The following is a 9,705-nucleotide window of genomic DNA, read 5'->3' as shown; positions in this document are numbered from 1 at the left end:
GGCAGAGCTGCAGGTGCGTGCTGCCATCTTGAACCACTTCAGCATGCTGGGCCGTCCGTGCACGGTAGCTTTGGCGTAAATCCGTTGGGGTAAAGAGGAGCATCGCCCGATTCAGGATTTATGCAACAGCGCCCGTCAAACTGCTACTCAGTTTGCCGCCCGTTAACTCTACCGTTGGGCAGCACAATCGACTTGGTCCTGCCTCCCCAAGACTGCTGAAGACTTCAGCGATCATTGCGGAAGAATCTCAGAACAACACTTTGAGGAAGCGAGATGAGTTCGCGGACGATCTGGATCATCTTGGCAATCGCTGCGATTGCGACTGGAATACTGATTATTGATCCGGCCCTTTAATGTTTTAACCCGCCGCATACTTGACTACCAGGTCCTGAGAATAGGCTCGGATGCGCTCCGGGGATTGCTCCAGCTGCGTCATGTGTTCATTGGCAGCTTCGCGCAATTTTACTTTGGTACGTATCAGTGCACGCTTGCCCATGGCATGTTTTAGATCGGCGTTTAACCGCTCTTCCGGGTTCAGTTCTGGACTGTAACTTGGCAGGTAGAACACCTCTATTTGCGCGATACATTCTGCTAGCCATGCTTTGACCGGTTTGCTGTGGTACACGCGCAGATTGTCCAAAATCAGGAATACCTTGCGCTTGGTCTCCTTGATCAGGGACGCCAGAATTTCAATCAGCCGATCCGCATTGAATGCCTCGTCAATAATCATCCAGCGCATCTTGCCCTGATGGGTGGCGGTGCACATGCCCAGTTCGATCCCGTATTCGCGCCGGATCAGCTCCCCGACAGCGGCGCGGCTCCACAGATAGAAATCCATTAGAAATCCATCTTCAACTGCTCGGGGCGACTGTCGCGAATGATGCGCCCAATGGCGGCTTCCTGATCGGCGCTGAGCCGTCAGCCTTCACCGTGCTGGTGGCCGCGTGCCGCAGGTTTGATGGCAGGCCAGCCGCCTGCCTCGAACAGCTTGATGGTGTTGCGTACGGTCGGATAGCTGAGCCCTGACAGTTCGACGATCTGCATGATGCCAAGGTCGCTTTTATGCAGATGCACGACTTGCTTGCGCCGTTCGTGAGCTGTTCCAGTGATTGTTGACGAGCGTCTTCTTTATCCATGCACAATAGACCACGCCTCGACAGAAAAATTCAAACTTCTGAGGGCCGAATCAATAAACTTGATGGGGACCTGAGTCCATTGTTTGAAGATGAATGCATAGTGAGTTAAGCCTGGGTTTGGAGGTAGATTTCAGATAGTACCTGATTCAAGCAGGAAGCGATCCGCCCTGTCAAAACCAAAGGCATGACACCGACCCAAGTTGCACGCGATCTTGTTATTCCCAAGTAGAGGCAACCGGCACACGGTCCACGAGGCTGAAAACTGGCCGTCGGTTCTGGCAAGCCGGTTACGCTCGGACAGATAGAAATGTCCCGCCTGGGTACCGAGGATGCTCGCCTCAAGATGAGGCTCGAAATCCTGGAAAAAGTCACGGCACACTTTGCCAAGAGGTCGCAGTGACATACTGCCGTAATTGATCAGACGCGCAAACACGACTTGCCACAGTCTCGGGGCAAGCGGTTGTCCGTTAGCGCAAGCGGCATCGCCGATTGTCGGATGCGCATGGCTTGCGTTGATTCGCAGCATCCATGCTGCACGCTACGGCACTTGGGGTTCGCCGCGCATCCATCAGGAACTCAAGTCGCGAAGAAACCCAGTAAGCAAGGCACTTATCCAACGGTAGATGCAGAAATACGGCATCCACGCTCGCCACGAACGGCACTACAAGGCAACTACCAACTGCAAGCATTCGATACCGATAGCCCCCAATATGCCAGATCGGCAATCCAGCACGACAGAAACGGACACGGCCTGGATGACCGATATCACCTGCATCCCCATCCACGAGCCACTACCGCTAAATTAGTCTTTTGTTATAACCCACCACTCCCCCCGCACCGGACTGGCATGGCTTCAGGGTGGTCGCGGGCGATGACACCACCCTCTGTCTGCCGCCTACCCATTCCGACACTCTCCGTGCAGACAAGGATGGTTTCGGCTTCGGCTGCTACCGCACCGATATGGGCGTGTACAGTCTCGCCCGTGCCGCCTTGCACCAAGCCAGAACCGGCTTGATTCTGTTCGCCACGCTGGCCGCCGACACCCAGGACGAGCGTAGCATGCTGACCGTCCAGCTTGACCACCTGCGCCCGAGCGATCTAATGGTGCTTGACAGCTGTTATCCCAGCCTGCTGGCTGTTTGCACGCCTGCACACCAACGCAAGTCACCTCTGCATCCGCCTCAAGCTTAACTTCTCCAAGCAGGTCAAGGCCTTCATTGTCTCCGGTGCGCCCGGAACGCTGATCGATATCTCACCTGGCCGGTCGCAGTGCCAAGATTTTGCCCAGCTCGGCTTGCCCTTGCAGCCAGTTTCGCTGCACCTGTGCGCGTACCACTCAATAACGTCCACCTCAAAGTGTTGGCAACCTCGCTGCTGGACGAAGCGCGGTGGCCGGCTTCAGCCTTTACCACACTCGATCAGATCAAAAACACTGACGCATCAAGGAAGCGTTCCGCCATCTCAAGTGTCGCCTCATGCTCGAACAATTCGGGGGCAAGACGCCACAGGCCATCCGCCAGGAATTTCACGTGGCCATCCTGCTCCATAACCTGGCCACCATCGCTGCCCAGGACGTCGTGGTTCAACAGTGGAGATATCTTCAATCGCTTCAAGCAGTTCCGTCGTATGCCCCCGATACTACAAACTCGCCAGTCGATTCAATACCCTCCTGTATCTCTAACGCGCTTACATCTGGTTACCGTGAACACACCCTAGCTTACCGCTACAGGCCGTCGGTGGACGTGTAACATCAATAGGTAAGTTTTTTCAAAAAAGATAGAGCAAGTCGTCAGCAAATGTTGACGACAGGATGCCCGTCAACTAACATTGACGGCATGACAACCAAGACCTCTATTGACATCAGTGAGCCTCTATCTACCGATCCTGAGCGCGCGCTTGCAGCGGTGGTTGCCTTGCGTCACCAAGCCGACCACCTTGAATTACTCGCCGTGGCGGCGGCGCTAGATCAAGGCTGGTCATGGTCAGATATCGCCCAAGCACTGGGTGTCAGCAAGCAGGCGGCACATAAACGTCTGTCACCCTTGGTGACGGCCATGCGTAAGCCATCTAGGTAAATAGGAATCAGCCGAAGGCATATCCATGTTTCAACGAGTCAGAAACTATCTGGCCAAGGCCAAACAATTGAAGCAATTGTGCGAAGCTGCTGAACGCTATGCACACGCAGATGCCAAGTCTGAGGTGGGTGCAGAGCATTTCGTACTTGCTGCGTTAGATATGTCGGATGGTACCGCATCACTCGCGCTCCAAGTGTGCGGTGTGGATGCCTCCCAATTCCGCACAGCACTGGCTCAGCAGTATGACGTTGCATTACGTGATGTTGGAATGGGTGGCAATAAGGTGCGCCCAATCGAGGCTATCGGCATAGCCACTGATGTGAATAGGCCGACAGCTAATCCCCCGCGAGGTATTTTTCGCGGCGCAGCATCAGCTCAGGCTTTGATGCAGGCTCTGCACCGGCTGGGCAATGATGCCTTACTCAGTGCAAATGTACTGAATGCCGCTGCACAAGCGGAACGTGGCATTGTGGCACGCACGCTGGCGGTGTTAGGCATTGAGCGTAAGGCGTTGATCCAAGCCGCTCAGGAGGCCGCTCTATCAAACGCGTAGCATCCGCACACTCGCCATGAATTGGTCAGGTTGAAAAGAAAAGGGATGGTCTCATGAGCATGGCAACGATCATCGGGTGGGCGGCATTGGTATTGGCCATATTGGCTGGGATCGCGCTTAGCTTTGTTTACCATAAACTCACTTACGTCGAAGACACCCGCCCCTTGCAAGACCAGATACAATCGGAGGCAGAGAAGCTCCACACCAATGCTAAGGTATCAGACGTTGTGATCGCGGTGGCCAAAGGAGAGCACACTTGGATGCAAACCCTTGGCCGTCAAAATGCCAGTGCGGATACTTATCAAATAGGCTCCGTGACCAAGGTGTTCACGGCAACACTGGCTCAGCGCTTGGTGGACCAAGGTATTTTGAAGTGGGAGCAAACCCTGGGCGATCTGCCTGGTAAGCAAATGATGCTGGCACCTGAAGTTAAACGCATCACACTGCGACAGCTTGCTACCCATACCGCAGGATTCCCGTCTGTTCCCAAATCTCTGGAAGACGAAGTAATTCGATTGGTGGGGCAAGAGCAAATCATGCTAGATCCCTACAACCATCTGTCGACAGATGCTGTATGGGCCTACCTCGCGAAACCAGAAGGTATCCGCGCTCCTGGCACGTTCGAATATTCCAATTACGGGATGGGCTTGTTGGCTCATGTAATGGAGCTGGTGACAGACACAACCTACCCCGAGTTATTGCATCGCGAAGTACTCGCTCCACTGGGCATGGCGCACACCCATGCAGACCTGCCTGATGCTGTATCTAGGGCTTTGGTTCAAGGGTACGATACGGATGGCAAGCCATGTGCGCCCTGGCGGTTTAAATCTTTAACCGGGGCCGGCTCCATGACTTCCACTGCTCATGATTTGCTGCGCTTTGGGAGGGCACATTTTGATCCACAATCCCCGCTTGCCAGCACCTTAGCCCGTACCCGAGAAATCCAGAACGGTAACACAGCCATAGGCTGGATGCGGCCTGTTTGGATAGACCGGCTGCTGGGCAACCGAGACATCTTGTGGCACAACGGCTTAGTTGCAGGCTATGGTGCTTACATCAGCATTGACCGGGCTCGGGAGCAAGTTGTCGTTGTGCTGACGAGCAAAGGCGTAGATCCCGCATTAGTTGGCGCACGGTTGACGAAGATCGCACGTGAAACCTAGATGGCGCCATTACAAGAATGATTTAATCGGCGGCTTTCCTGCCTGCGGCCACTATACCGCTTGCCAGACTCCGCCACTACCATTGAAAAAGCCAACCATGCCAGGTTGGCTTTTTTGCCCACACACGCAGTGACATACCAAATCGAGAAGCATGCGGTGGGCATCTAAGGGCATTGGAGTGATCACTGTCACCACCCACTACTGATACACGCCCCCTATTGCATTCCAGCCCCTACCGCCCGTTCACAGCATTGATATCCATCTGCTGACACTCGTAACGAACAAAGGCATATCCAAAACCACGGCCTTGATCAGGGTGTGCGTCCCTCGTGTGCTCAATCCAGCTATCGGGCAACGGCGGAAAATGGGCGTCACCGGGCGGGGTCAGGTCTACTTCGGTCAGATACAGGCGCTGGGCGAACGGCATGGCTTGCTGGTACAGCTCGGCCCCACCAATAACAAATATTTCCTCGATCTCACCTGCCAGTCGTAGCGCTTCATCGATTGAGTGCGCAATATGGACGCCGTCGGCGGCCCACTCCAGGCTGCGCGTGACGACGATGTTGCGTCTACCTGGCAGGGGGCGACCGATGGATTCGTAGGTTTTCCGCCCCATGATGACCGGTTTGCCCATGGTGATGCGCTTGAAGTATTGCAAGTCTTCAGGCAGGTGCCACGGTAGTCGGTTTTCGATACCGATGACACGGTTGCGGGCCATGGCGGCGATCAAAGACACAATGGTTGCCATCATTGCTCCTCTGGATAGGGGTTGGTGAGCCCATCCACCAGATCATGCAATACCTGCCGCACTTGGCGCTCGTCGCCCCCCATCAAAAGTGCGTCTTCTAACGCATCCTGGGCCATTTGCCGCAGCTCTTCGAGGTTTTCCCGCATGACTTTGATTTTCTCAACGCAGGCCAACACCTCACCCTTTGGTGAGCGCCAAACAACGTGATCGAATTCTCCACTCATACAGCCACCGGTGCTTTGATTGCGGGATACGGCTCGTAGCCATCCAGACGGAAATCGTCATAGGTGAAAGCAAAGATATCGTCGACCGCAGGGTTGATCCACATGGTCGGCAGAGCACGTGGAGTCCGTCCAAGTTGAATGTCTACTTGCTCAAGGTGATTCGAATAGATGTGGGCATCGCCCAAGGTGTGAATGAATTCACCAGGTTGCAGATTGCATACCTGCGCCATCATCATGGTCAACAGCGCATAGCTGGCAATGTTGAAAGGCACGCCCAGGAAGATATCGGCGCTACGCTGATAGAGCTGGCAAGAGAGTCTGCCCTCTGCCACATAGAATTGGAAAAAAGCATGGCAAGGGGGCAGTTTCATCTGTTCGATCTCTCCCACATTCCAAGCAGAGACGATCAAACGGCGAGAGTCGGGGGTTCGTTTGATCTGCTCGACTACCTGGCTGATCTGGTCGATATGTCGGCCATCTGCTGCTGGCCAGCTGCGCCATTGCGAGCCATAGACCGGCCCAAGGTTGCCGTTTTCATCCGCCCACTCATCCCATATGGTGACGCCATTCTCCTTCAGATACTGGATATTGGTGTCACCTTTCAGAAACCATAACAATTCATGGATGATGGACTTGAGGTGGACTTTCTTAGTCGTCAACAACGGAAACCCGGCTTGCAGGTCAAAACGCATCTGATGGCCAAACACGGAGATCGTGCCCGTGCCGGTGCGATCGGTCTTCTTGACCCCAGTCGCCAGCACATGGCGTAGTAGATCGTGATATTGCTGCACAATACATCCCTGCAGGCGAAAAAAGTGAGATTATAACTTACTGAGCAGCCTCGTTTGGCGTCAGTTTGAATTCCGGCAGCTCGGTGATCTGTTCACGGTTTTCTGCCAGGATATTGATGGTGACACGACGGTTCCGTGCGCGGCCCGCCTCGGTGCCATTGTCCTCAACAGGGCGAGTATCTGCCCGTCCGATGACGGTCATCCGTTTGGGGGCAACCCCGGACTCGATGAATAAACGCACCACGCTACCGGCACGGGCACCAGACAGCTCCCAATTCGAAGGAAACTGCAGCGAGTTGATCGGTAGCGGATCGGTATGCCCTTCAACCAGGATCAAGTTGTCCGCTGCCCCAAGCAGATTGCCAACCTCAGTCAAGGCCTCTACCGATGCGGGCTGCAGGTCTGCCTGGCCAGACGCGAACAATACACTGGCATTGATTTCGACAGCAATACCACGGGGCGTTTCGGTGACCCGCACGCGCCCCTCTTTGATCAAGGGCGCCAGCACTTTTTGCACATCGGTTGCAATATTGCGCATCTTCAGCTCTTGCGCCTTGCGCTGCGCGCTTTGCACCTTAGGCGGCGAGCCGGTGAGGATGGCACCCTTCTGAACAACTGCACCTGCCGAGCCGGTGATGGACCCAGTCTGCGTCTGCAAGGCGCTGGCTGGCTGATTGCGGAAAGCCTGGATCAATGAATCGGACAGAACTCGATATTTGCCTTCATTGATCTGCGATATCGCATACATCACCACGAAAAACGCAAACAGCAGGGTAATGAAGTCCGCATAGGAAACCAACCACCGTTCATGATTCTCGTGCTCTTCGTGCTTCTTACGGCGCGCCATAAATTGACCCTTATCAGCATCTGCTGTGAATGTAGTTGCCCCCTCGCCACAGGGCAACCACAGCGCACATCTGAAGGCAGAACTGATGGAAGGCAACCAAGGTTATAACCGGGCTGCTGGGCTGGCTCCCAGCTTTATATCAATCAAAGGGGGCCAATCACGCGAACTTGGCGGTACTGGCAATCAGCCAACACAACCCATCCAGCCATAATCCCTGCCTGCCAACTCAGCGCAACTGCAACTCAGTTTGAGACAACGGCAGATGATTTGCCACGCTGGTGCCAATGTTTTTGGCAAAACGATCAGCCCAATTTTCCTTCGGAGTGAAATCAACCGCATTTTCAGCCTTGATCACATCGCGTGCGACAGAATCTGTTGTCCCGAAGCCGTCTGCCAGGCCCATCTTGATACCTTGCTCACCATTCCAGATCAAACCGGAGAAGGTATTCTCGTCCTCTTTCAGACGCTTACCACGGCCTTGACGGACAGTGTCAATGAACTGCTGGTGGATCTGTGCCAGCATTTCCTTTACAAAGGTCTGTTGCTCTTCATTCATCGGCGAGAACGGGTCCATGAAGCCTTTGTTCTTGCCAGCCGTCAGCAAACGGCGCTCCACACCCAGTTTCTCCATGGTGCCAGTGAAACCAAAGCCGTTCATCAGCACGCCGATCGAACCGATCAGACTGGCTTTGTCCACATAGATCTTGTCGGCAGCCGAGGCAGCATAGTAGCCACCGGAAGCACAGATATCATCCACCACGGCATACAGAGGAATGGTTGGGTATTTGGCGCGCAAGCGGCGGATCTCGTCATAGATCTGGCCCGCCTGAACAGGGCTGCCACCTGGGCTGTTGATCCGCAGGATCACGCCTTTGGTGTTCTTGTCCTTGAACGCGTTACGCAACCCTTCTGTCACGACATCCGCACTGGCACGGCTACCTGGCGCGATCTCTCCAAACATCTCGACAACGGCAGTATGTGGCCCGCCACCACCTTCCGCATCTTTGCTCCTTGAAAACCACCCCATCACCGCCGCGAAAACCAGGAACATCATGCCAAATGACATGAAGCGGAACAGAATATTCCAACCTCTTGCTTTTCGTTGCTCTTTCACCGTCGCCAGCAATAGCTTCTCGATCGTGTCCCGTTCCCAGTTGTTACCGCTCTCAGCCATATGTCGTCTCATCTATCCAAAAAATCTGTTCGTCACGTTCGATTACCGAAAGTTTCTGCAGCACCCGACCTTTACATGGCCCACCCAAACAGTAACCGCTGTCCGGAGCATAGTACGCGCCGTGGGTTGCGCAAACAAGATAGCTGCCGGATAAATCGAAAAACTGTCCTTCATTCCAATCCAACTCGATCGGCACATGCTGGCATTCGTTTACATAAGCATATACCTGACCATGCCAGCGGATTGCAAAGGCATTGCGGAGGCGGCCCTGCAAGGCCACCTGGAAGCGCTTGCCCGTGCCCCCTTCCTGCAACTCACTCGCAGCACAGATCAAGCGTTCTGCATCAGCCATGCATCCAGCTCCGCAAAGGTGTGGGCGATACCGACCGGTTGATGCGCCTCCAACTCGTCCAGCGGATGAGCACCGTAACTGACCGCAAAGCCATCTGCCCGCGCGTTGCGGGCCAACAGCAGATCGTGTGAGGTATCACCGATCATCAACGTGCGCGAGGGTTGCATCCCTGTCACATCCATGATCTGCTCCAGCATGGCAGGATGCGGCTTGGAAAATGTCTCATCCGCACAACGTGTCACATCAAACAGATGGGTGACCCCCACCGTTTCCATTGCACGATTCAACCCCTGCCGGCTCTTGCCTGTTGCCACCGCCAGCAGGAAACCCTGTTCGCGATACCGTACCAGCGCGTCGGCCACACCACCGAACAATTCGATGTATGCGTGCTGCGAAAGGTAATGATGACGATAGGCATCAACCACCGCCACGTGATCGGCTTGTGACAGATTGGCATCCAAATGCCGCATTGCCTCAGCCAATCCCAGGCCAATCACATGCTTTGCACGTTCATCACTTGGCGCATCCAGCCCCACATCACGGAATGCATGCTGGATGGCGCGCACGATGGCCATCGTTGAATCCATCAACGTCCCATCCCAATCAAATACCAGCAGATCATAACGCTTGGGCATGCTGTTT

Annotated in this window: 14 protein-coding genes and 1 pseudogene; 4 read left to right on the top strand and 11 right to left on the bottom strand. The window is 54.6% G+C overall.

The window, feature by feature from the left end; translation table 11 throughout:
- Positions 1–358: 358 nt before the first annotated feature.
- Positions 359–1,136 (bottom strand): annotated as a pseudogene (locus HNQ59_RS15290) (transposase).
- 130 nt (positions 1,137–1,266) lie between these two features.
- Positions 1,267–1,662 carry a hypothetical protein gene (locus tag HNQ59_RS15285; RefSeq protein ID WP_184041266.1) on the bottom strand — a complete coding sequence of 132 codons (396 nt, stop codon included), beginning with the start codon at positions 1,660–1,662 and terminating at the stop codon, positions 1,267–1,269.
- Between HNQ59_RS15285 and HNQ59_RS20010 the strand changes: the two genes are divergently transcribed.
- On the top strand, positions 1,649–1,759 hold the full coding sequence (locus HNQ59_RS20010) for an IS3 family transposase (protein ID WP_184041259.1): 111 nt from the start codon (positions 1,649–1,651) through the stop codon (positions 1,757–1,759). The two genes, HNQ59_RS15285 and HNQ59_RS20010, sit on opposite strands and share 14 nt — an antisense overlap.
- 190 nt (positions 1,760–1,949) lie before the next feature.
- On the opposite strand, the gene HNQ59_RS15275 is transcribed toward HNQ59_RS20010, so the two are convergent.
- Both HNQ59_RS15275 and HNQ59_RS15270 read right to left on the bottom strand, forming a co-directional pair.
- On the bottom strand, positions 1,950–2,219 hold the full coding sequence (locus HNQ59_RS15275; RefSeq protein WP_184041258.1) for a hypothetical protein: 270 nt from the start codon (positions 2,217–2,219) through the stop codon (positions 1,950–1,952).
- Between the two features lie 335 nt (positions 2,220–2,554).
- On the bottom strand, positions 2,555–2,749 hold the full coding sequence (locus HNQ59_RS15270) for a hypothetical protein (RefSeq protein ID WP_184041257.1): 195 nt from the start codon (positions 2,747–2,749) through the stop codon (positions 2,555–2,557).
- Between the two features lie 222 nt (positions 2,750–2,971).
- Here HNQ59_RS15270 and HNQ59_RS15265 point away from each other — a divergent pair, with 222 nt between their 5' ends.
- From HNQ59_RS15265 to HNQ59_RS15255, 3 genes are read left to right on the top strand one after another with little or no spacing between them, the layout of a single operon-like run.
- Positions 2,972–3,211: a helix-turn-helix domain-containing protein gene (locus tag HNQ59_RS15265; protein ID WP_184041256.1), complete on the top strand. Its 240-nt coding sequence runs from the start codon at positions 2,972–2,974 to the stop codon at positions 3,209–3,211.
- Positions 3,212–3,236: 25 nt separating this feature from the next.
- A complete protein-coding gene (locus tag HNQ59_RS15260) occupies positions 3,237–3,764 on the top strand; it encodes a Clp protease N-terminal domain-containing protein (RefSeq protein ID WP_184041255.1) in 528 nt (175 codons plus the stop codon).
- 53 nt (positions 3,765–3,817) lie between these two features.
- Entirely contained in the window at positions 3,818–4,927 is a 1,110-nt protein-coding gene (locus HNQ59_RS15255) for a serine hydrolase domain-containing protein (RefSeq protein ID WP_184041254.1), read from the top strand.
- A gap of 232 nt (positions 4,928–5,159) precedes the next feature.
- Here the strand turns inward: HNQ59_RS15255 and folA are convergent, their stop codons facing one another.
- From folA to HNQ59_RS15220, 7 genes are all read right to left on the bottom strand, one after another.
- Positions 5,160–5,678, bottom strand: coding sequence for a type 3 dihydrofolate reductase (gene folA, locus HNQ59_RS15250; protein ID WP_425491399.1), 519 nt, complete (start codon positions 5,676–5,678; stop codon positions 5,160–5,162).
- On the bottom strand, positions 5,675–5,899 hold the full coding sequence (locus HNQ59_RS15245) for a hypothetical protein (protein WP_184041252.1): 225 nt from the start codon (positions 5,897–5,899) through the stop codon (positions 5,675–5,677). Before HNQ59_RS15245 ends, folA begins: the two co-directional genes overlap by 4 nt.
- A complete protein-coding gene (locus HNQ59_RS15240) occupies positions 5,896–6,690 on the bottom strand; it encodes a thymidylate synthase (protein ID WP_184041251.1) in 795 nt (264 codons plus the stop codon). Before HNQ59_RS15240 ends, HNQ59_RS15245 begins: the two co-directional genes overlap by 4 nt.
- A 37-nt stretch (positions 6,691–6,727) precedes the next feature.
- Complete coding sequence (gene motD, locus HNQ59_RS15235; RefSeq protein WP_184041250.1) at positions 6,728–7,537, bottom strand: flagellar motor protein MotD; 810 nt, start codon at positions 7,535–7,537, stop codon at positions 6,728–6,730.
- A 226-nt stretch (positions 7,538–7,763) separates the two neighbouring features.
- Entirely contained in the window at positions 7,764–8,711 is a 948-nt protein-coding gene (locus HNQ59_RS15230; RefSeq protein ID WP_184041249.1) for a S49 family peptidase, read from the bottom strand.
- Positions 8,704–9,063, bottom strand: coding sequence for a Rieske (2Fe-2S) protein (locus tag HNQ59_RS15225; protein WP_184041248.1), 360 nt, complete (start codon positions 9,061–9,063; stop codon positions 8,704–8,706). Before HNQ59_RS15225 ends, HNQ59_RS15230 begins: the two co-directional genes overlap by 8 nt.
- Positions 9,042–9,698, bottom strand: a complete 657-nt coding sequence (locus HNQ59_RS15220) for an HAD-IA family hydrolase (RefSeq protein WP_184041247.1) — start codon at positions 9,696–9,698, stop codon at positions 9,042–9,044. The genes HNQ59_RS15225 and HNQ59_RS15220 overlap by 22 nt, the downstream gene beginning before the upstream one ends.
- Positions 9,699–9,705: the final 7 nt, after the last annotated feature.

It is taken from the genome of Chitinivorax tropicus (genome assembly GCF_014202905.1).
GTDB lineage: Bacteria > Pseudomonadota > Gammaproteobacteria > Burkholderiales > SCOH01 > Chitinivorax > Chitinivorax tropicus.
This window is presented reverse-complemented; position numbering and strand designations above follow the sequence as displayed.

Excerpts from the sequence above, each read along its gene's own strand:
- HNQ59_RS15285 (WP_184041266.1), bottom strand. The coding sequence starts at position 1,662 with ATGCTGCGAATCAACGCAAGCCATGCGCATCCGACAATCGGCGATGCC.
- HNQ59_RS15265 (WP_184041256.1), top strand. The coding sequence starts at position 2,972 with ATGACAACCAAGACCTCTATTGACATCAGTGAGCCTCTATCTACCGAT.
- HNQ59_RS15260 (WP_184041255.1), top strand. The coding sequence starts at position 3,237 with ATGTTTCAACGAGTCAGAAACTATCTGGCCAAGGCCAAACAATTGAAG.
- HNQ59_RS15255 (WP_184041254.1), top strand. The coding sequence starts at position 3,818 with ATGAGCATGGCAACGATCATCGGGTGGGCGGCATTGGTATTGGCCATA.
- folA (WP_425491399.1), bottom strand. The coding sequence starts at position 5,678 with ATGATGGCAACCATTGTGTCTTTGATCGCCGCCATGGCCCGCAACCGT.
- HNQ59_RS15245 (WP_184041252.1), bottom strand. The coding sequence starts at position 5,899 with ATGAGTGGAGAATTCGATCACGTTGTTTGGCGCTCACCAAAGGGTGAG.
- motD (WP_184041250.1), bottom strand. The coding sequence starts at position 7,537 with ATGGCGCGCCGTAAGAAGCACGAAGAGCACGAGAATCATGAACGGTGG.
- HNQ59_RS15230 (WP_184041249.1), bottom strand. The coding sequence starts at position 8,711 with ATGGCTGAGAGCGGTAACAACTGGGAACGGGACACGATCGAGAAGCTA.
- HNQ59_RS15225 (WP_184041248.1), bottom strand. The coding sequence starts at position 9,063 with ATGGCTGATGCAGAACGCTTGATCTGTGCTGCGAGTGAGTTGCAGGAA.
- HNQ59_RS15220 (WP_184041247.1), bottom strand. The coding sequence starts at position 9,698 with ATGCCCAAGCGTTATGATCTGCTGGTATTTGATTGGGATGGGACGTTG.